Source organism: Citricoccus sp. NR2, from assembly GCF_027594385.1.
Classification (GTDB): Bacteria; Actinomycetota; Actinomycetes; order Actinomycetales; family Micrococcaceae; genus CmP2.
On record NZ_CP115154.1, the window covers coordinates 1,036,076 to 1,056,873 of the forward strand.

At 64.6% G+C, this 20,798-nt stretch carries 20 protein-coding genes; 13 read left to right on the forward strand and 7 right to left on the reverse strand.

Annotated features, from left to right (window positions below):
• The first annotated feature begins 12 nt into the window (after positions 1–12).
• Complete coding sequence (locus tag O1A05_RS04840) at positions 13–1,788, forward strand: DUF2334 domain-containing protein (protein WP_270106928.1); 1,776 nt, start codon at positions 13–15, stop codon at positions 1,786–1,788.
• Here the strand turns inward: O1A05_RS04840 and O1A05_RS04845 are convergent.
• Positions 1,755–2,633, reverse strand: a complete 879-nt coding sequence (locus O1A05_RS04845; protein WP_270106929.1) for an aspartate dehydrogenase domain-containing protein — start codon at positions 2,631–2,633, stop codon at positions 1,755–1,757. The two genes, O1A05_RS04840 and O1A05_RS04845, sit on opposite strands and share 34 nt — an antisense overlap.
• Positions 2,634–2,752: 119 nt before the next feature.
• Here O1A05_RS04845 and O1A05_RS04850 point away from each other — a divergent pair, with 119 nt between their 5' ends.
• The gene (locus O1A05_RS04850; RefSeq protein WP_270106930.1) at positions 2,753–3,781 is read left to right on the forward strand and encodes a DUF368 domain-containing protein; all 1,029 of its coding nucleotides are present in this window, start codon (positions 2,753–2,755) and stop codon (positions 3,779–3,781) included.
• On the opposite strand, the gene O1A05_RS04855 is transcribed toward O1A05_RS04850, so the two are convergent.
• Both O1A05_RS04855 and O1A05_RS04860 read right to left on the reverse strand, forming a co-directional pair.
• Complete coding sequence (locus tag O1A05_RS04855; RefSeq protein ID WP_270106931.1) at positions 3,782–4,882, reverse strand: NAD(P)-dependent alcohol dehydrogenase; 1,101 nt, start codon at positions 4,880–4,882, stop codon at positions 3,782–3,784.
• Between the two features lie 163 nt (positions 4,883–5,045).
• Positions 5,046–5,939 (reverse strand): ArgP/LysG family DNA-binding transcriptional regulator, encoded by an 894-nt coding sequence (locus O1A05_RS04860; RefSeq protein WP_270106932.1) that lies wholly within the window; start codon positions 5,937–5,939, stop codon positions 5,046–5,048.
• A 69-nt stretch (positions 5,940–6,008) separates the two neighbouring features.
• Between O1A05_RS04860 and O1A05_RS04865 the strand changes: the two genes are divergently transcribed.
• Positions 6,009–6,734, forward strand: a complete 726-nt coding sequence (locus O1A05_RS04865) for a LysE/ArgO family amino acid transporter (protein WP_270106933.1) — start codon at positions 6,009–6,011, stop codon at positions 6,732–6,734.
• Positions 6,735–6,753: 19 nt separating this feature from the next.
• Positions 6,754–7,170: an NUDIX hydrolase gene (locus O1A05_RS04870; RefSeq protein ID WP_270106934.1), complete on the forward strand. Its 417-nt coding sequence runs from the start codon at positions 6,754–6,756 to the stop codon at positions 7,168–7,170.
• A 14-nt stretch (positions 7,171–7,184) separates the two neighbouring features.
• Here O1A05_RS04870 and O1A05_RS04875 read toward each other — a convergent pair whose 3' ends face one another.
• Positions 7,185–8,528 (reverse strand): hypothetical protein, encoded by a 1,344-nt coding sequence (locus O1A05_RS04875; protein ID WP_270106935.1) that lies wholly within the window; start codon positions 8,526–8,528, stop codon positions 7,185–7,187.
• Positions 8,529–8,684: 156 nt separating this feature from the next.
• On the opposite strand from O1A05_RS04875, the gene O1A05_RS04880 reads away from it, so the two are divergent.
• Entirely contained in the window at positions 8,685–9,491 is an 807-nt protein-coding gene (locus O1A05_RS04880; protein ID WP_270106936.1) for an SDR family oxidoreductase, read from the forward strand.
• A 13-nt stretch (positions 9,492–9,504) separates the two neighbouring features.
• Here O1A05_RS04880 and O1A05_RS04885 read toward each other — a convergent pair whose 3' ends face one another.
• Complete coding sequence (locus O1A05_RS04885) at positions 9,505–10,728, reverse strand: acyl-CoA dehydrogenase family protein (RefSeq protein WP_270106937.1); 1,224 nt, start codon at positions 10,726–10,728, stop codon at positions 9,505–9,507.
• Positions 10,729–10,963: 235 nt separating this feature from the next.
• On the opposite strand from O1A05_RS04885, the gene O1A05_RS04890 reads away from it, so the two are divergent.
• From O1A05_RS04890 to O1A05_RS04905, 4 genes are read left to right on the forward strand one after another with little or no spacing between them, the layout of a single operon-like run.
• A complete protein-coding gene (locus tag O1A05_RS04890; protein ID WP_270106938.1) occupies positions 10,964–12,151 on the forward strand; it encodes a TAXI family TRAP transporter solute-binding subunit in 1,188 nt (395 codons plus the stop codon).
• Positions 12,152–12,160: 9 nt separating this feature from the next.
• Complete coding sequence (locus O1A05_RS04895; RefSeq protein ID WP_270106939.1) at positions 12,161–14,239, forward strand: TRAP transporter permease; 2,079 nt, start codon at positions 12,161–12,163, stop codon at positions 14,237–14,239.
• Positions 14,220–15,050, forward strand: a complete 831-nt coding sequence (locus tag O1A05_RS04900; RefSeq protein ID WP_270106940.1) for an enoyl-CoA hydratase/isomerase family protein — start codon at positions 14,220–14,222, stop codon at positions 15,048–15,050. Before O1A05_RS04895 ends, O1A05_RS04900 begins: the two co-directional genes overlap by 20 nt.
• Before the next feature lie 4 nt (positions 15,051–15,054).
• Positions 15,055–15,960, forward strand: a complete 906-nt coding sequence (locus O1A05_RS04905) for a 3-hydroxyacyl-CoA dehydrogenase family protein (RefSeq protein WP_270106941.1) — start codon at positions 15,055–15,057, stop codon at positions 15,958–15,960.
• Here the strand turns inward: O1A05_RS04905 and O1A05_RS04910 are convergent.
• On the reverse strand, positions 15,906–16,838 hold the full coding sequence (locus O1A05_RS04910) for a LysR substrate-binding domain-containing protein (protein WP_270106942.1): 933 nt from the start codon (positions 16,836–16,838) through the stop codon (positions 15,906–15,908). The two genes, O1A05_RS04905 and O1A05_RS04910, sit on opposite strands and share 55 nt — an antisense overlap.
• Positions 16,839–16,970: 132 nt before the next feature.
• Between O1A05_RS04910 and O1A05_RS04915 the strand changes: the two genes are divergently transcribed.
• Genes O1A05_RS04915 through O1A05_RS04930 form a run of 4 tightly spaced genes read left to right on the forward strand, consistent with a single transcriptional unit; the run spans position 16,971 to position 20,345 of the window.
• Positions 16,971–18,209, forward strand: a complete 1,239-nt coding sequence (locus O1A05_RS04915) for a CaiB/BaiF CoA transferase family protein (RefSeq protein ID WP_270106943.1) — start codon at positions 16,971–16,973, stop codon at positions 18,207–18,209.
• Positions 18,206–19,411 (forward strand): acyl-CoA dehydrogenase family protein, encoded by a 1,206-nt coding sequence (locus O1A05_RS04920; RefSeq protein WP_270106944.1) that lies wholly within the window; start codon positions 18,206–18,208, stop codon positions 19,409–19,411. Before O1A05_RS04915 ends, O1A05_RS04920 begins: the two co-directional genes overlap by 4 nt.
• An 8-nt stretch (positions 19,412–19,419) precedes the next feature.
• Complete coding sequence (locus O1A05_RS04925) at positions 19,420–19,875, forward strand: acyl-CoA thioesterase (RefSeq protein ID WP_270106945.1); 456 nt, start codon at positions 19,420–19,422, stop codon at positions 19,873–19,875.
• Between the two features lie 44 nt (positions 19,876–19,919).
• Complete coding sequence (locus O1A05_RS04930; protein WP_270106946.1) at positions 19,920–20,345, forward strand: acyl-CoA thioesterase; 426 nt, start codon at positions 19,920–19,922, stop codon at positions 20,343–20,345.
• Here O1A05_RS04930 and O1A05_RS04935 read toward each other — a convergent pair.
• Positions 20,323–20,754 carry a VOC family protein gene (locus O1A05_RS04935; RefSeq protein WP_270106947.1) on the reverse strand — a complete coding sequence of 144 codons (432 nt, stop codon included), beginning with the start codon at positions 20,752–20,754 and terminating at the stop codon, positions 20,323–20,325. The genes O1A05_RS04930 and O1A05_RS04935 overlap by 23 nt on opposite strands.
• Positions 20,755–20,798 lie beyond the last annotated feature (44 nt).

Sequence of the window (20,798 nt, forward strand, 5' to 3'; positions counted from 1 at the left end):
AGATAGAACATCATGGACAGTCCGTCATATCGACTTTCCCGCAAGACAAAATTCGGATGGATTTCGGCCGCCCTGCTCGTGCCGATCATCGCCGTCGGCGCCATCTTTTGGGTGACCGACGATTCCCTGGTTCCCTTCGAAAACTCCGCGCTCACCGAGGAATTCATCCACGGTGTGCCCGCCGGCGTGGCCGCTGAAGACACCAGCCCCATCCTGGACACCCGCTACGGCAACGAAGGCGGCACCGAAACCCTGGTGGTCTATGACGAAAACGCCCCCGAAGACGTCAAGGCCGATATTTACGCCATCCTGGCGGCTAACCTGGCCACCCACTTCGGCATGACCGAGATCCGGCAGCTGGACGAGTACAAGGCCGGCGACATCAACGCCTACGACGCCCTGATTTACGTCGGCGCGAGTTACTCCACCGAGGTGCCGACCGCCCTGCTCGACGACGTGCGGGCCGGAGAGGTACCGGTGATGTGGCTGGGCTACAACGTGTCCCAGCTCGCCGACCGTGATGCCGAAGCGGGTGTCTCCTTCGTGGATCAGTACGGCTGGGACCCGATGAACCGCGTCGCCGTCGACGGCACCGTGGTTGACGAGCTCGAGTACGGTGAGCACACCGTGACCCGTGCGGTGGAAACCGGTGGATCCGTCAACGTGCCCCGTGAGCTCTCCGACGACGTCGACGTGCTGGCCACCGGATACTGCCACCAGGAAAACGAGCCAGTGGTGTGCGCCGAGGGCCTCGACGAGACCAGCGCCCCCTGGGTGTTCCGCTCGGATAACCTCACCGTGGTCACCGAGATCCCGTTCCACTACCTCAACACCAACGGGCTCTACACCATCTACTCCGACCTCTACTACGAGCTACTCGACTCGGACATTGAGCCCGTCCGCCAGGCCGCGGTGCGATTCGAAGACGTGGGCCCGGAAGCCAACCCCCAGCACCTGCGCGACATTGCGGACTACCTCTCCTCTGTTGATGTGCCCTTCCAAGTGGCTGTGGTGCCGGTGATGGTGGACGTCACCCCGGACGGCGATGACTATTACGGACTGTCGCTGCTGGATTCCCCCGAGGTAGTGGAGGCGCTGAAGTACATGCAGGAGCGAGGCGGAACCCTGATCCAGCACGGCACCACGCACCAATATTCCTCGGACCGTAACCCCTACTCGGTGCGTTCCGGTGAGGACTACGAGTTCTACGCCCACCGTTGCTCGGCTACCGAGGAACCGCCCTACGAATGGGAAGAATGCAAGCAGGACTCCTGGATTCGTAAGCTCGGACCGGTTGCCGCCGACTCCATTGACGACCACAAGGCCCGCATGGAGCGCGGCAAGGAAATCATGATCGAGGCCGGGCTCGGCGAGCCCACCGTCTTCGAAACCCCGCACTACTCCGGGTCCATCAATTCCTACCTGGCCATGGCCGAAGAATACGACGCCCGCTACGACCAGGTCGAGTACTACGGCGGCTCCATCTCCCACGGCGAGATCACCCCGGAAAACAGCGTCAGCCAGGTGTTCCCGTACTCGGTAAACGATATCTACGGATCCACCGTCTACCCGGAGAACATCGAGAACGTCACCGAAGTCGAGCAAAACAACCACGCCCCACGGCCGCCATCGTCACTCTTGAAACGCGCGGAAAACAACCTGGTGGTGCGCGAATCCACCGCCAGCTTCTACTTCCACCCGTTCCTCGACCACGACTACCTGCGCCAGATGGTCGAAGGGCTCCAAGAGCTGGATTACGAGTTCGTCTCCGTCACCGACCTGCGCTGATCCAGGGCGATGCGCAGAGTGTGCGCCACCGAGAGGGCCGTGAGCCCGGAGGTCTTCGGATTCTCCGGGCTCGGCGCGGACTCGAAGCTGAACATCAACCGACCCGCCGGCCCGGAGGCGCTCATTTCGTGCGTGCTCAACTCGGCGTCGGGATCGGCCAACAATTCAACCTCGACCCGCTGCAACGACGCCGCCAACTGCTCGACGTCGTCACCGGGAAACCCGCCGCGGGTGGCCCAGGCCAGGGCGACCGCCACATTGACATTGCCCGGAAACAGTTCGATGGCCTCGGCAGGATGACCCGAAAACACGGTCACCGGATCCTCGCCCGGGGCGAGGCGACGCAGCTGCTGGGTTTGCTCCGTATCCATCCACGGGCGGATCAGCGACGATGCCAGCTTCCGAGTGCGGATCCGCACGGTATCGAGCCCGCCGGCCTCCGCGGCCGAGGCGAGCACGTCGAATCCGCCGATCGCCCCGTGGGTGACCCACAGCCGCCCCGGGCCCGACAGCAACGCCCGGGCGGTGTCAGGATCGGCTAGTGCCCCCACCGAAGCGAGCACGAGGACGCGCCCGGAGCCGATCACGTCGGGGCCGCGCTGCCGGGCGGGGGACACCCCGGCGCACTCCACCACCAGATCGACGTCGTCCAGGGCCGCCTGCCAGTCCACGTTGGTGACGCCCGGGCGGAGGTCCACCCCGTGATCACCCCGCTCACGATGCGCTTCGACGTCGCGTACCACCGCGGTGAGGTGCATCGCACCGGACTCACGCTCCGGACGCAACTGATCCGCCAGCTGGCGCCCGATCGCTCCGAATCTCCACAGCAACACCCTGATAGTCATGCCCCTAGCCTGTCATGCCGCTGCGCGTAGCGTCACGCATCACACCAGCCCGGAGTTCCGGCACGAAATCGATAGACTGGGGCACCGTGCCCACCCCAGCCGCCGAGGAGCCCCGCACGATGACTGAGACCCCTGAGAACACCACACCGCCCCACCGCCGCACTTCCGTGGTCGGCAATCTGGTGCGCGGTGCGCTCATCGGCGCCGTCGAGACCGTGCCCGGCGTCTCCGGCGGCACTGTGGCACTCGTGGTGGGAATCTACCACCAGATCATCGACTCCGCCTCGGCCGTGATTTCGGCGTTCAGGAAGCTGGTGACCGGTCCCGACCGCAAAGCCGGGTTCACCGCTGAGCTGGCCCGTGTGCATTGGCGCGTGGTGATGCCCGTAGCGATCGGAATGCTGCTGGCGGTGTTCACCGTGGCCGGGCCGATGGCCGACGCGATGGAAAACCACCCGGTCACCATGCGCGGGCTGTTCTTCGGCATGGTGCTGGCCTCAGTGGCCGTACCCGCCCGCATGATGCTCGAGGACCTGACGTTCCGCAGGGTGCAGCACGAAATTCTGGGGAAAGACTCCACCCACATCCGGTTGCGCCCCTGGCATCTTGCCCTCGGGGTGGTTGCCGCGGTCGGAATTTTCTTCCTCGTCTCCCTGCCGCCCACCGACGTTGAGCCCAGCCCTCTGGTGCTCATCCCGGCTGCCGCGGTGGCGATCTCAGCGTTGGTGCTGCCCGGGCTCTCGGGATCGTTCCTGCTGCTGACCTTCGGGCTGTACGAGCCCACGCTGCGCGCCGTGGATGAGCGTGACTTCGGTTATTTGGGCATCTTCTTCGTGGGCGCGGTGCTAGGGATGATCGTGGTGGTCAAGGTGCTGAAATGGCTGCTGGAGCACTATCACACGCTCACCCTGGCGGTACTGACCGGTGTGATGATCGGCGGGCTGCGCACCCTTTGGCCCTGGCAGGATGAGGCGCGGAACCTGTTCCTGCCCGACACCTCCGGCGAGGCCTGGAGCGTGGCCGGGCTCGCACTCCTCGGCTTCGCCGTCGTGATCGCCCTGGTGATCATCGACGCGCGCATGGTGCGGCGGCAGCGGGCCGAACAGTTGGCCCAGCTGCGCCGCACCCAGCGCGGCCTGAGTTCCTGATCAGAAGGTGACGATCGGCTTGATCGTCTCACCCGACTTCGAATCTTCGAAAGCCTGGTTAATCTGATCCAGCGGGTAGGTCTTGATCAGCTTCTCGATCGGGAATTGTCCGTTGCGCCACAAGTGCACCAGCCGCGGAATGAAGTCCTGCGGCACGGCGTCACCCTCGATGATGGTGCGGAACGACCAGCCCTTCAGCAGTGAGGCGCCCACCTCGAAGGTGGCCTCATCGCCCAGTGCCGGTGCGCCGACCAGTCCGACGCGACCCTTAATGCCCACCGCATCGGCCGCCTGACGGGTCACCGCGGTCACCCCGGTGGTGTCCAGGGCAACGTTGACGCCCTGCTCGGCGGTAATCTCGGCCAGACGCGCGGCCAGATCCTCGGTGCCCGAGTTGATGGTGTGGGTGGCGCCGTACTCGCGGGCGCGCTCCAGGCGGGAATCCACCAGGTCGATGGCGATTATGGTGGTGGCACCCACGGCGGCGGCAGCCATGATGGCGGCGGAACCCACGGCACCGGTGCCGAAGATCGCCACGGACTCACCGGCGCCCACGGACAGCGAGTTGATGATGGAACCCGCGCCGGTCATCAGCCCGCAGCCCAGAGGGCCAAGCAGCTCGAGCGGGGCGTCGTCGTCGACCTTCACCACGGAGCGAGCGGAGACGTTGGCGTGGCTGGCGAAGGAAGACTGACCGAAGAAATGCGACGATACCGCGGTGTCGCCGTCGGAGAGCGCACTGGTGCCATCGGGGCGGGTGCCGGCGAAGTTGTAGTCGTAGAAGTGCTGGCAGTAGGCGGGCTTGCCGCTCAGGCACTGCGGGCAGGAGCCGCAGGAGTTGAATCCCAGCACCACTTTGTCCCCGGGGGCTACGGTGGTGACGCCCTCGCCGACCTTCTCGACGACGCCGGCGCCCTCATGGCCGAGCACGGCGGGCAGGGGAGTGGGGTAGACCTGGTCGCGCACGATGGCGTCGGTATGGCAGACGCCGGTGGCGGTGAGCTTGACCTGCACTTCCCCGGCGCGGGGGTCATCCAGCTCCAGGGTAGTGATCTCGAAGGGTTCGCCGGTGCCCCGGGTGATGGCGGCGGTGATCTGCATAGTATTCCTCTTTCCGTTGCGGTGACCGCCCTTGCGTGGGCGATCAGGGTTCGAGGTGTGCCCGAGTGGGCAACGCCATCTCCACCGTACTCCTCCTTCTTCAGGTGATCAAAATTTGAAGAAAATGCGACGTCGAGTGTCCGCGGGTGGCCAGCAGACGCGCTCAGCGCATGTGGCGGGCGGCCAGGTGGACTGCCTCGGTGAGGCGGTCCAAGGCGGGGGTGCCGGAGGTCCAGCGTTGCCAGTGCAGGGTGACTCGGGAGGGGTTCAGCGCGGTGATCAGCTCCAGATCAGGGTGGGTGCCTTCGGTAACGCTGGGTGGGATCTGATCGGTGAGCAGCATGCCCCAGCCCAGGCCGGCCTCGACGGCGCGCAGATACGCCTCGGAGGATGGCACCAGGTGGCGCGGCGGGTCGAGCCGCGGTACTCCGATCGTGCGGGCGTGCTCGGATAACCGGGATCGCTGTAACCCGTCGCGGGTTCCGAAGTCGATCACTGGGAGGTGCCCGAAGTCGGGGTTGCCGTTGCCGTCGCGAAACTGATTCAGCAGGGCGGTGGCAGCCGCCGGGTAGTAGTCCATGGTGCCCAGGCGTGTGACGGTGCAGCCGCTCACCGGCGTCGGATGTTCGGTGATCGCGGCAACCACAGCCCCGGATCGCAGCAGGTCGTGGGTGTGCTCCTGATCCTCCATATGCAGCTGCAGCACGGCGTCGTCCCAGGTGGCGGCCTGGCGCAGCACCTCCACGAACCAAGTAGCTAGTGAATCCGCGTTGACCGCCACCGGCAACACGGTTCGCCCACCGGTGCCCCGGCCCAGGGCGCGTCGGGTGTCGTCTTCCAAGGCGATGACCTGACGGGCTAGGCGCAGCATCTTTTCCCCGGCCGGGGTGGCGGTGACCGGGATGGTGCGAGCCAGCAGCACCTGCCCGGCGTCGCGCTCGAGCGCCTTGATGCGCTGGGAGAAGGCGGAGCCGGAGACGCCGAGCAGGGCGGAGGCGGCGTCGAAGGTGCCCTCATCCACAGCGGCAGCCAGCGCACGCAGGTGATCCGTGTTCATGAAGTAAAGCTTAATACCCTGAAGAATCTTGCGCTGGTGCGGATTCGCATCCGTTCTTAGCGTGGAGGCATGACCTTCCTCGTGACCGGATTCTTCACTGCTCTCGCCCTCGTCGTCGCCATCGGGGCGCAGTCGGCGTATGTGCTGCGTCAGTCCATTCGGCGAGACCGCGTGGCGCTGATCGTGACGATCTGTCTGGTCTCGGACGTGATCCTCATCTTCGCCGGCACCGCCGGGGTGGGCGTGATTTCGGAGCAAGCGCCGTGGCTGCTCATGGTGCTGAAGTGGGCCGGGGTGGTCTACCTGATCGGCTTCGCCGCCATGTCATTCCGCTCCGCCTGGCGTCCGAGGGCCGCCGGGCTCTCAGTGAACGACACCCCGGCGCCGGCGCCGTCGACGAATACCGGCTCCGAAGCAGCGCCTCACGAGGGCGGCGGCACTGCGGTGCTCACCCAGCCGACCACGCAGCAGATGACCGTGGTGGTGGGCCGCAGTACCCCGCGGAAAACCTCGCTGCGCAACGTTGTTCTGGCTGCGCTGTCGGTCTCGCTGCTGAATCCGCACGCCATTCTCGACACCGTGGTGCTGCTGGGGACCGTGGCCAACTCCTTCGGTGCCCAGCGCTGGATGTTCGCCGTCGGCGCGGTGCTGGCCTCGTCGCTGTGGCTCGGCGTGCTGACCGTGGGCGGGCGCGCGCTCTCGTCGGTGCTCGACACCGCGCGCACCTGGCGGATCATCGATTTCTCGGTGGGCTGCATCATGCTCGCCATCGTCACCACTCTGATCCTGCATTGATCCCGGTACAGTGACTGCCATGAGCGCAGTCCCCGGAACGATCACCGTCTCCGCAGTCGTGGTGCATCGTCACGACGGCGCGGTGGCCCTGGTGCGCAAACGCGGCACCGACTCCTTCATGTTCCCCGGCGGCAAGCCCGAACCCGGCGAGAGCCCGCGCGAGGCGGCCGTCCGCGAGCTGCTCGAGGAAACCGGCATCCGCGTGGCCCCGGAGCACTTGCAGTACCAGGGGAGTCGCCTGACCAGCGCAGCGAACGAGCCCGGCTGGGACCTGCACGCCGAGGTGTTCGTACTTCCCGCCCCCGCTTGGGCCGGACAGGAGTTGCGGGTGCGCGCTGAAATCGAGGAGCAGACATGGGTGATCCCGGGAACGAAAACCGCTCCCGGGATCACTCTCGCCCCGCTGTCTCGCGAGGTACTCAGCGCGTCTGAATGAGCTCATGCGACCTGTCAGTGGTCGTGATCGTGTTCCTCGTCCTCGCCACCGTGGTCGTGATCGTGGTCCTCGCTGGCTGATTCCTCGTGCTTCGGGGCCTCGGCGCTGCCGGTCACCACGGCCATCTCCACCGGGGTCACGTCCAGGTCGATGCGCTGCTCCACCTCGGCGGAGTCCAGGTCGATGATGACCAACTGCTGGTTCTCGGCGTCGGTAATGTACGCCTTGCCGTCGGCGGCCTTGAGAATCGGGCCGGGCTGCTGCCAGTCCTCCTTCTCCTCCCATGACTCGATGGCGTCGATCCGCTCGATGACCTCGCCGGTCTGCTCGTCGATCACATTGAGCTGCCCGTTGTACGTGAGCACCAGGGCCTCGCCGGCATCGCCTCGTGCCAGCGAGCGGAACCAATAGGAGGAACCAAGATCCACGGTCTCCACCGAATCCTCGAGGCTGTTGATCAGTGCCACCTCGGTGGGCCGCTCCTGCTCGGCATCTGGGTCGACCTTCCAGTCGCCCAGCACGATGGGCGACTCCTCGGAGCCGGCCAGGTTTCCGGAGCGCTGGTACTCGGGCTCGACGTCGACCTTGTGGAAGTCCCCGTCACGGAAGACCACCGGACCGTTCTCGCAGCCGAACACGACGACGTCGCTCGGTTCTGCCGACTCATCGGCCCCCGCGGCCGCCTCGCCATGCACGCCGGGACAGTCGGTGGTCTCGGCGAGCACCTCGGTGGAGCCGTCATCGGCCACCTCCACGTGCTGCACCGTGGAGCGGGACTCTTCGGTGCCCTGCGTGGTGAGCAGCGTGCCATCGGTCAGCTCGATGGCCACGCCGTGGTGCGGGTCGTCGGCCCCGGTCTGGTCCACACGCGGCTCGCCGTAGGCCAAATCGGCCGAGGTGAAGGTGGTGATCTCCCCGGTGCCGTCGGCGAACAGGGTGGTGCGGCCATTGTGCAGCACCACGTGCCCGGCGTAGTCGGCGTCAAATGTCGCGCCGGTGAGCCCCGGGTCGGACTCGTAGTAATGGAAGTGGTCCCCGTGCGGCTGTGCCTGAACGCCGGCGTTGTAGACGCGGAACTCGTTGCCCGCGGTGACCATCACGTGCTGGCCATCGCCGGCATTGTTCAGCCGGAAGAACCCTGGCTCCTCCACGGTGTCTAGGGTTTCTCCGGATTCGGCATCGAGGGTGACCAGTCCCTCTTCGTGGCTGATCACCACGCGCGGGGCAATGGAAGCGACCTCGCGCGGTTCGGCGCGAATGACTTCGGCGTCGCCTGCGGTGTCAGCGGAGGCGGTGGTGTCGTCTTCGACCGCTGGGCTGCCGGGGGAGCAGGCCGAGAGGAATAAGAGGGAGGACAATGCCGCGGCGGACCACGCCAGTCGAGACGGGTGAGATGGGTGAGATGGACGGGATGAGTGAGTCTTGTTGAGATTCATTCTCACAATCTATCTTTAACTGAGAATCAGTTGCAATAACTCTCGCGAAGATGACGTCCCGGGCGTAGCATGGGGGTCATGCGCATCGCCGTCCTGGGAGCAACCGGAACCCTCGGTTCATTGATCGTCCGCGAGCTGGAGTACCGCGCTCACGAGGCGGTGCCGATCCACCGGGGCATGGGGGTCGATGTCACGGATGATCGCGACCGGCTCATTGATGCGTTCACCGACTGTGACGCAGTGATCGACACGCTGAACATGACGACCCTGAACGCGGCCCGAGCTCGCGAGTTCTTCACGACGGCGGCCGTGGAAGTCATGGCTGCCGTGCAGGCCGCCCAGGTGCCGCACGTGGTGGTGGTCTCGATTGCTGAGGCCGACCGACCTGCAGTGGGGCGTGGCTACCCGTACTACGCGGCGAAAGCGGCCCAGGAGCGCGCCTATCGTGGGCACAGCCGTGGGCGCACCGCACTCACCGTGATCCGTTCTACCCAGTGGTTCGAACTGGTCCCGGTGATGGTGTCCATGGCGGCGGCCGGCCCGGTGGTCGCGCTGCCGGTGATGAAAATGGCTCCGGTGTCGGTCTCGAGTGTGGCCCGGATTCTGGTGGACCGGCTCGAAGACGCCGAGCGCTGGCCGGGCCACCCGCTGCGCACGGTGACCGTGCGCGGCCCCCAGGAGCTCACCGCCCTGCGCGTGGCAGAAGCCATGCAAGCCGCGGATCGGCTGCCGGGCGCGGAGAACCAGAAGCTGATCGAGATCCCCTACCTGGGGCCGACCATCGCCTCCGGTGGACTCATCCCGCAGCAAGGCATCATCGATAGCGTCACCTTGCGTGAATGGCTGGACACCGCCGACACTGCCGTCGACGCCGCTGAGTCCTGACGTTGCTCGCGGTTCAGCGGAACGCAGGCACGCCCGTGAGCTGGTGGCCGAGAATCAGGGTGTGCACCTCGTCGGTGCCCTCGTAGGTGCGCACCGATTCCAGGTTGTTCGCGTGCCGTAGCGGTGAATAGTCGGTGGTGATGCCATTGCCGCCGAAGATCGTGCGCGCCTCGCGGCAGATCTCGATTGCCGCCCGACAGTTCGCGAGCTTCGCCACCGAGATCATGTGGTTCTCCAGGGTGCCGGCGTCCTTGGCGCGACCCAGCTGCAGTGCCAACAATTGACCCTTGTTCAGTTCCACGGTCATATCGGCCAGCTTCTTCTGGGTCAGCTGGTATCCCGACAGCGGCTTGTCGAACTGCAGGCGCTGTCCCGCATAGTCGATCGCGGCTTCAACGGAGTCGCGGGCCGCACCCATCGCGCCCCAGGCGATGCCGTAGCGGGCCTCGTTGAGGCAGCCGAACGGGCCGCGCAGCCCGGGGTTCTCGGTGAGGAGAGACTCCGGGCCGAGCTCGACGTCGGTGAGTTCGATGTCGCACTGCAGGGAGGCGCGCATCGACAGCTTCTGGGTGATCGGGGTAGCGGTGAATCCGGTGGAATCCGTGGGTACGATGAATCCGCGCACCGTCTCAGTCACCCCGTCCTTCACCGTGGACTCATCCAACGCGCCCGCGGTGCGCGCGTCGTCGTGAGAGACCTTGGCCCAGATGATCGCCACCTGAGCAATGGACGCCAGCCCGATCCAGCGCTTGGCACCGTTCAGCACCCAGGCGCCGTCGCGCCATACCGCGCGAGTCGCCATGGTGGAAGGATCCGAGCCTGCGGTGGGCTCGGTGAGGCCGAAGCAGCCGATCACCTCGCCGGCGGCCATCCGTGGCAGCCAGGTCTGCTTTTGCTCCTCGGAGCCATTTTTGTAGATAGCGGACATGGCCAGCGAGCCCTGTACCGATACGACGGTGCGCAGTCCCGAATCACCGGCTTCCATCTCCTGCATGGCGATGCCGTACTCGGTGGCAGATTTTCCGGCGCAGCCGTACCCCTGGAGGTGCATGCCGAAGAGCCCGAGCTCGGCCATCTCGGGTAGCAACTCGGTGGGCAGTACCGCCTCATCGAACCAGGTGCCGATGTTCGGACGGACCCGGCGGTCCACGAAATCGGCCACCGCGTCGCGGACCTCCAGCTCGGAGGTAGAGAGCTGACCCTCGATGTTCATGAGATCGGTGACGTGCTTCGGCATGATGCTCCTCAGGTGAGTGCGACAGTGGGTGACTAGTGCCACTCAAGCACCGATGCGGGGTGGATTCAACGGATCTCGGTGCAGCCGTGACTCCTATATGGAGAACGACAACAATTGTTTCGCGTCTGTCATCAATCGAAGCCGACTATGGTGCAGATCACACAACTATCGATATAAAAGGACGGTACCTCCGGCCCGGTTCTCGGGCCCGTCACCGCAAGAGAGGAACCAGCACATGGATCCGACGCTGAATCGTCGAACGTTCCTGGCAGGCCTGGGCGCCGCAGGAATGCTGGCCACGCTATCGGGGTGCGCTCGTACGAGTGCCGGAGGCGCCACTGTCTCAGGACTGCCCCAGCAGATGGTGTGGTCCACCTATTCTGCGGGCACGGGAACGTACAATGATGTGGCGGCGGTGGCGAACATGTTCACTCAGCACGCCGGAGTTCAGGTGCGGTTAATGACCTCCGACACCGGGATCGGACGACTGGCTCCCCTGATCAGCGGGACCTCGCACTACGCTCGCGCCGGCGATGAGTACTATTACGCCTTCGAGGGCGACGACGAGTACACCTCGCAAGTGTGGGGCCCACAGCCGATTCGGCAGATCTGGGCGCCTCCGGGCAATTACGGGGTGCTCGTGCGGAAGGATTCCGGCATCGAGACCGTCGCGGACCTCAAAGGCAAGCGGTACCCGCGGCTGGTGGCCTCGACATCGATGAACCGCAAACTGCTGGCGATCCTCAACTACGGAGGACTGACCTTCGACGACGTCACCCTCGTCGATATTTCTTACGGTGAGCAAACCGAAGCGATGAAAACGGGCCAGTTGGATGCGATGTACCAGAACGTGGTGGGTGCCCACGTGGAGGAGCTGGCCAGCCAGTACCCGATTCGTTGGCTGGACCTCGGGGGTAACGACAGCTCCCGGTACGACACCTGGGAGGAGCTCTCGCCCATGGTGCGACCCGGAGAATTCACCGGCGGAGCCGGAATGGCCGCCGGGGAGTCGGCGGTGAACATGCAGTACTCCATTCCGCTAACCACTCTGGCCGATCGTTCCGCGGACGAGGTGCACCAGGTGCTCACGGTGATGCACGAGAATTTCGATCTTTTCAAGAACGCCACCCCAGACGCCGAGAGCTTCGGCTTGGACCAGGTGCTCCTCGACCCGATGGTCATTCCCTTCCATGACGGGTCGGTGCGGTTCTTCGAGGAGCAGGGGCGGTGGACTCCCGGGATGGAGCGGCGGCATCAGGCGCTGCTGGAGCGTGAGCGCCTGATGGGGGACGCCTGGCCCGATTTTTGGGAGGAGTACGCCGATGCCGACAGCCCGCGCACCGAGTGGCGGACCTGGAAGAACGAGAACCTTCCGGCTCTGCCTGCCATCGACGACCAACCCGGCTCCGAAACGACTGCGTGAGGAATCCTGATGAGAACAACATTGACGCGAGCCGACGCACTGGCTGACACGACGGCAACGACCCCGGCTTCAGCAGTGGGGGCCGCCGAGAATGATCCGGTCAACGCTCGGCTCACGGCGCCGTGGCGGATCGTCATCGTTTCCCTGACCCTGCTGGGGCTGCTGATCACCATGAATCAGGTGTTCTTCTGGAACCTGTTCGACCTGGCGGTCCTCACCAACTCGTTCCTGTACCTGCTGTCGGTCTGCTTCCTCCCGATCGTGCTGATCGTGCAGCCGCTGCGCAAGACTCCGCATGCCTGGGCCAAACCCGGTGTTCCCTGGTATGACGTCGTCCTGCTGCTGATCTTCATCGGCAGCGGCCTCTACTTCGCCGCCAACGGGGTCAACATCGCCGAATATGGCTGGGCATTCGTCTCGCCGGTGACGGCCACAGTGCTGAGTTACGTGTTCTGGCTGCTGGTGCTGGAAGTGCTGCGTCGTGCCGCCGGCTGGATTGTAGCCGGGCTGGCGCTCGCCGTCTCGCTCTATCCCGTCATCGCCGGAGAGTTGCCCATCGCCTTCCTGCAGGGCATCACCTACGACATCAACACGCTGGCCACCGTGCACGTAATGGGCGCCGAGTCCATTCTTGGGCTGCCGTTGCAGACGGCAGGCACCATCCTGGTCGGGTTCCTGCTTTTCGGCGTCGTGCTGCAGCACACCGGAGGCGCTGACTTCTTCCACGACCTGTCGACCGCGCTGTTTGGACGATACCGTGGCGGATCGGCGAAGGTTGCTGTCGCCAGCTCGGCTACCATGGGCATGATGTCGGGATCAGCCGTCTCCAACGTGCTTACCACCGGTCCGATGACCATTCCCGCGATGATCAAGAGCGGATTCTCGAAGAAGACCGCCGGCGCCGTGGAGGCGACCGCCTCCTCTGGGGGCTCCATCACACCGCCAATCATGGGCACCGCCGCGTTCCTGATGGTGTCCTTCGTAGGAGTGCCGTACACCCAGATCATCATCGCCGCCGCGATTCCGGCGTTCCTCTACTTCCTCGGCATCTTCATCCAGATCGACGGCTACGCCGCCCTGCGCGGGTTGCGCGGCACCCCGAAGTCCCTGCTTCCGCGTGCTAGTGCCGCGGTCATCGCCGGTTGGCCGTACCTGGCCGCCCTGGCCATGCTGACGGTCATGTTGTTCACCACCGGCTCCGAGGCTCAGGTGCCGTTCTGGGTGGTGGGGCTGCTGATCCTCATCGCCATCATCAAGCCAAGCCTGCGCTTCGGTCCGAAGGAGATCGGTGAGATGCTGCTAGACCTTGGTAAGACTCTCGGGCAGATCATCGGGATCATTGCTGGCGTCGGTCTGATTCTCGGAGGCCTCTCGGCGACCGGCGTGGCGCTGTCCCTCTCCCGTGACCTGGTCGCCTTGGTGGGGGAGAACGTCGTGCTCATCTTGATTGCGGGTGCGCTCGCGTGCTTCGTGCTGGGCATGGGGTTGACGATTTCAGCCGCCTACGTCTTTCTCGCCATCGTGATGGTCCCGGCCCTCACCACACTGGGGGTGGACCCGATCGCGGCCCACCTGTTCGTGATCTACTGGGCCTCTGTCTCCTACATCACCCCGCCCGTGGGGCTGGCCGCCTTTGCCGCAGCCGGGATCTCCAAAGCCTCGCCGATGGGCACCTGTGTGGAAGCGATGCGTCTGGGGGCGGTCAAGTACATCGTCCCGTTCGGGTTCGCGTTGAACCCGGCTCTCGTCGCCCAGGCACCGGCTGGGGAGATCGCGGTGGCCGCCCTGGCCAGTATCGTTGCCGTCACGGCTCTAGCTTGCGGTTTCTCAGGCTGGCTCATCGTCGTGGACACGCGCCTCTCCTGGCTCTTCCGTATCCCGTTGGTGGTGGGCGGGTTCATGATGTTCCTGCCCCAGCCGACAGTCACGATCTCCGGACTGGTGATCGTTGCACTCGTGGTCTCGCTCGCCTGGGTCGTGGCCCGACGCTCCCGAGCCACCACCTCGACCGAGGCCGCTCATGATGAACCAACAACCACCGAGAAGAACACACTGGAGAGTGCCGAGAATGACACCAACCGCATCTGACGATCTCGTGCTCCGCGCCGACGACGACGGCGTGGCACGACTGACCATCCATCGGCCCGAAGCGAAGAATGCGATGAACGCCCACGTCATCGCCCGAGTTCATGAGCACCTGGACGCGGTGGAACATGATGACTCGGTCGACATTGTCATCTTCACCGGCTCAGGAGACGAGTCCTTCGTGGCCGGGGCGGACATCAACGAACTGGCCGCCAGGACACCGGTGGACGGTCTCCGCGCCGTGATGCAGCGACTCTACGAGCGGATTGCGAATTTCTCGAAGCCGACGATCGCCGCTGTCAATGGCTACGCCTACGGTGGTGGGCACGAACTCGCCTTGGCCTGCGATATTCGCATCGGGTCGCCGGCGGCGCAATTCGCCCTGCCGGAAACCGGTCTCGGCATCATTCCCGCGGCCGGAGGCACCCAGCGGCTCGCCAAAATCATTGGAGTGGGCCGCGCGACGGACGTGATTCTCACCGGCCGACGGCTAGATGCGAACGAAGCCCTTCAGGCAGGGCTCATCTCCGAACTCGTCGCACCCGATGAGCTCCTCGACGCGGCACACCGAACGGCGCAACGCATCCGGCGCAAGGGGCCTCTGGCGATCAAACTGGCGAAACAGGTCATCAGCCACGGTTTCGACGCCGATCATCAGACCGGGATCCTGCTGGAGCGGCTCGCCCAAGCCGTGTTGTACTCGACCGAGGAGAAGGCGGAGGGGACCACGGCGTTCCTGGAGAAACGGCGCCCGGACTTCGATGCGGTGCGCCACGATCGTAGCCACGCGGCTGTCTCGCGCGAAGGGGAGTGACGGTATGTCGGATGTTGATCAGATCTGCGTCATCGGGTCGGGCACCATGGGCGCACAAATTGGCTTAGTGTCGGCCCTGGCCGGCTATCGCACCCACCTCATTGACCTGTCCCAAGAGCAACTCGATGCCGCCCGAGAAATGCTCACGAAGCGGACGAACCGCGACGTCGAGAAGGGGCGTAGAACACAGTCTGAGGTTGATGAGGCGTGGAGCCGTCTCTCCTTCACCGCCGATCGTGATGCGGCATTGAGCGAAGCTGACTTCGTCATCGAAGCGGCGGTCGAAGATCTCGGGATCAAGAGAGAACTCTTCGCTGACCTCGACCGTCTCACGCCGGAACACGCGATTCTGGCGACGAACTCCTCTAACATCGTCTCCTCCAGGATCGCCGATGCCACGTCGCGGCCAGAGAAGGTCTGCAACATGCACTTCTTCAATCCCGCCCTGGTGATGAAGTGCGTGGAAGTGGTGCCCCACGAAGCCACCTCGAAGGTCACGGTCGACGCGGCGGTCACCGTGGCCGAGGCAATGGGAAAGTCGGTCGTGCGCCTGAATCGGGAGATTCCAGGATTCGTGGCGAATCGCCTGCTCAATGCGCTGCGGCGTGAAGCCCTGGATCTCTACGACGCGGGCATCGCTTCCTTCGAGGACATCGACACAGCGGCGAAGACTGCCCTGGGCCACCCGATGGGACCCTTCGAAATCATGGATCTCGTTGGCATCGACGTGGTGCACCTGATCCGACTGGCGGAGTACGAGCAGACCGGCGCCCCTGAGGCGCTGCCGCATCCGCTGATCCGGGAACTCTATGAGGCGGGTCGATTTGGTCGAAAATCCGGCCGTGGTTGGTACGACTACGGTGACGAGGGCGCCGGGGTTTCGCCTGGCGCCGCATCTTCCAAGGGGTAGAGCTTTTGCGCTGCCTGGAGCACGCGCGGTAATGCAGGGTTGGAATTCGTCTTGCGCCAGATGAGCCGCAGTTCCAGCGATGTGTTTCCGCCGCGGATGTTCAAAAAGGACACCCCTTCGGTCGGGGCGTTATCGCGCACCGAGTCGAGGGTGATGGCGCTTCCCATGCCGGCGGCGACCAGAACCAGTAGCGTCCATGAGTCAGGGGCGGTCTGCACCACTCGAGGTGTGAAGCCAGCGGCCATGGACAAGGAATTTAACCGATTCTGCAGCGCGGCACCGAAGCCAGAGGGAAGAGTGACCCATGGGTCTCGGGCGAGGTCTTTCATGCGCACTGTCGATCCATTGGCCAGGGGATGTCCTGAAGGGACGACGACCAGCGCTTCTTCGACGGTGAGCAGATAGGAATCGACCTCTGCCGGGACGAAGTCCCAGCGTCCGATGGCCAGGTCCAAGGACCCGTCCAAGACGCGTTGGAGGCCGGTGTGGGAGAACTGAGAGGAGTGAAATTCGAGGTTGATGCCTTGGTGGTTCTTCCGCACCTCGTGCGCCAGCGAACCCACGAAACTCTGTGTCGATGCACCGGCGAAGCCGATATCCACGTGGCCGGTCTCCCCGGTCACGGCGTTCAACACGACCTGGCGGGCATTCTCTGCGGCGCGGAGGAGTCCTTGCGCCGGGCGAATGAGCGCCTCACCGGCCGGGGTCAGCGTGACGGAGCGTGTGGTGCGCTCGAACAGGGGCGAGCCGAGTTCGCGCTCCAATTGCTTGATGAGTCGACTCAGCGGCGGCTGGGCCATGCGCAGCCGTGCGGCGGCACGCCCGAAGTGCAGCTCTTCCGCAAGCACGAGGAACGCCTCAGCCTGATGAACTTCCATGGTGCCTCCGAGGGGAATCAAGATTGATGCTAATGGATCATATAAGTGCCCGGATTTTGGTATTGGACAAGTAATAATCACCATGATTACATCGCAGTGATGCAGAACACAAACATGGATGGGATGGCATCGATGGAAAACTTTCGCCCGGAGCGCGCCGACCGAACCGGCAGCGCGTCCGCCGGTCCCCTTGAGGGCGTGGTGGTCGCTGATTTCAGTCGGGTTCTGGCTGGCCCCTACTGCACCATGCTGTTGGCAGACCTTGGCGCCACTGTCATCAAGGTGGAGGCTCCTGTTGGGGATGACACCCGACTGTGGATTCCCCCGCATCGCGATGGGGTGAGCACCTACTATCTGGCCGTGAACCGGAACAAGCAGTCCATCGTGCTCGATCTGAAGGATCAGGACGACCTGGAGACGGCCTACCAGATCATCGACCGTGCGGACGTCTTCGTGGAAAACTTCAAGCCGGGCGGGCTTACGCAGTTCGGACTGGACGCAGAGGCGGTCGCCGAGCGCTGGCCGCACCTGATTCACACCTCCATCACCGGATTCGGCACCGCAGGCGGGGCCTCGATGCCGGGCTACGATCTGCTGGCGCAGGCGGTCTCGGGCATGATGCATGTGACGGGCAGCCAGGATGGTCCCCCGCAGCGCACTGGCGTGGCGATCTTCGATGTGGTCGCTGGCCTGCACGCGGCCGTGGGGATTCTCGCGTCCCTGCTCGACCGCGGACGCACCTCCCAAGGCCAGCACGTCAGCCTCAACTTGTTGTCGTCAGCCCTGTCTAGCCTGGTCAACCAGACCGAGGGAGCGGTGGCCTGCGGCAACGATCCGATGCGGATGGGCAATGAGCACCCCAGTCTATTCCCCTATGGTCCCTTCCAAGCCAACGATCGCGAGATCGTGATCTGCTGCGGCAATGACTCCCAGTTCCGGCGGATGCTCGACTGCCTGGGCCGAGGCGATCTCGCTGATGACACCCGGTTCGCCACAGTGGAGGCGCGCAACGCGAACCGCGTCGAGCTGAGAACGGCGATGGAAGCCGCGCTTAATGCGGCCACCGCCGAGGATTGGTTCGACCGACTCCAGGCGGTCGGGGTCCCCTGCTCGCCCATCCTGACGGTGAAGGAGGGCGTTCAGTTCGCCGAAGATCTCGGTCTGGAACCTGTTGTTGAGACGGGTCTCGGCGACGACGCAGTCCCGACCGTGCGCAACCCGATCGGGTTGAGCCGGTCTGCGATCCGCTATGACAAAGCGCCGCCGGCCCTTGGAGCAGATGGTGACGCCGTCGAACAATGGATTCGCCACACCCCTGCCCACCCCGCGTCCGCTACACACGACGATCTCAGAAAGAAGGCCGCGCTATGACGTCGGTTGTTGATCACCCCGACTACTTCCTGCTGGATACCGACCTCAGTGATGAGGATCGTGCGCTGCGCGACCGGGTTCGATTCTTCGGCCAGGCTCATGTCCTGCCCGTCATCAACGAGGCCTGGGAGCGCGGTGACCTGCCCGAATCGGTGCTAGAACCGCTGGCCAGTCTGGGCATCACCGGCACCTATATCGACGGTTATGGCTGTCCTGGGCTGTCCCGGCAGGCGGCCGGTCTGGTGGCCCGTGAGATGGGTCGAATTGATGGTTCCATCAACACGTTCTTCGGTGTGCATTCGAACCTCGGCATGGGGTCCATCTACTTGCTGGGCAATGAGGAACAGCGGCAACGGTGGCTGCCGGAGATGGCAGACTTGCGCAAGATCGGTGCATTCGCGTTGACCGAGCCGAACCACGGATCCGACTCGGTGTCCCTGGAGACCTCGGCTCGGCGTGACGGTGACGGCTGGATCTTGAACGGTCACAAACGTTGGATCGGCAACGGCCATGCCGGCGATGTGATCGTCCTCTTCGCGCGTGATGAAGCCGACGGCGAGGTCAAGGCGTTCGTGGTGGAGAAGAACGACGACGGCTCCTACCCCGATGGCTACCGTCCCGAGGTGATCCGCGGCAAGATCGGCAAGCGCTCCATCAACCAGGCGGACATCGTCATCGAGAATCTGCGGTTGTCGGAGGAGAACCGCTTGGAACACTGCGAGTCTTTCGCGGGGGTGAACCGGGTGTTGAAAGCCACCCGGGGCGGGGCCTCCTGGGAGGCCGTCGGGCATGGAATGGCCGGATTCGAGCTGGCCGCGCAGTACGCCCTCGAGCGGGAGCAGTTTGGCGCCCCGATCGCCTCCTACCAGTTGGTGCAAGAAAAACTGGCCACGATGCTGGCCGACGTCACGCAGATGCAACTGCTGTGCTCCCGGATGGCGGAGCTGCAGGAACGCGATGAACTGACCACACCCATGGCCTCGATGGTGAAGATGGTGACCTCCCGCAAGGCGCTCGCCGTCTGCCGCGAGGCCCGGGACATGATGGGCGGCAATGGCATGCTGCTGGAGAACCATGTCGCCCGCCACCTCACGGACATGGAGGTGGTCTCCACCTATGAGGGCACCGATTCCATGCAGGCACTGATCGTTGGCCGGGACATCACCGGCATCAGCGCGTTCACCCGGTCCGTGCGGCGCTAAGGTCACTGATGACGAGACGAGCCCCTGAGAACGCGTATAACTGCCAGCTGCAGCTGCGCTGGTCGGACCAGCTTCTGCACGACCACATCGACCATGTCCGTGTGCTGACCCTCATCGAGGAGGCGCGAATCCGTGCCGGACGAGTGTGGTCCGGCACCACTCCGGACGGCGGTTCTGGAGAAAACCGTGTGGTGCGCTCGCTGTATACCGAGTATGAGCGTGAACTCAACTACCGTGACGACGGCGATGGCACCGCCATGATCGAGGCGCGGGTGTGGATCTCACGGATCGGCACCACCTCCTACACCGTCTGCCATGAGCTGGTGCAGGACGGGCGCGTGGGCGTCTATGCCGAGGCGGTGATCGTGATGCTGTCGAAGGCGGACGGAACCCCGACGCCGATTCCAGAGCGCATCCGCCGAGAACTACTACAGTTTCAGCATCCCGATGAGTGGTATCACTGATGAGACCGGTCCATGGGAGCAACCACTGAGAAAGGACGATGTCCATGACGTCGCAATCGACCGAAGCACCCGCTGAGGCCTTCACCTGTGCGCTGGCGGTGCGCTGGTCGGACCAGGATCTCAACGGACACGTCAACAACGCCCGCGTGCTCACCCTGATCGAAGAAGCCCGGGTCCAGGCCGATATCGCCTGGTCAGGGTCCGGGAAAGCCGGGGTTGGCGGCCGTGTGGTACGCAGCCTGACGGTCGAATTCGACCGGGCCGTGCATTACGGCAGCGGCGTGCGCGCCACCGTGTGGGTCGGGCGCATCGGGCGCACCTCCTACACAATCTGCCACACGCTCGAACAGCAGGGGCAGCGCTGTGTGTACGCCGAGTGCGTGATGGTGAACCTCGACGCGAAATCCGGGCGCCCCTCCGAGCTGGACCTGGAGACCCGGGAGGCGCTTACTCGCCAGCAGGCGAGCTGATGTTGACCTGCCAGTTCACACCGAACCGGTCGGTGAACGCGCCGTAGGTGTCGCCCCACATCTGCTTTTCTAGGGGCATCTGGACGGTTCCGCCTGCGGAGAGCTTCTCGAAGGCGGAGCGCAGCGTCGCCTCGTCGTCGCCCATCAGGGAGAGGGTCACATTGTTGCCCACCACGAAACCGTCCGGGGTCATTCCCTCGATGTAGTCGGACACGTAGAGCCGAATGAGATCGGAGATCTCGAGGGAGCCGTGCATGATCAGATCCATGCCCGGGTGTCCCTCGGGCAGGGCGCCGAACTCGCCGAAGGTGGCGTAAGTGGGCGTGCTGCCGAGGGCTTCGCCGTAGAAATCGAACGCCTCGCGGGCGTTGCCGTTGAAGTTGAGATACGGGTGCAGTGCTGCGGGCATGACGAGCTCCTGAAAGTCGATCCGGGATGGGGGTTTTACTGTCC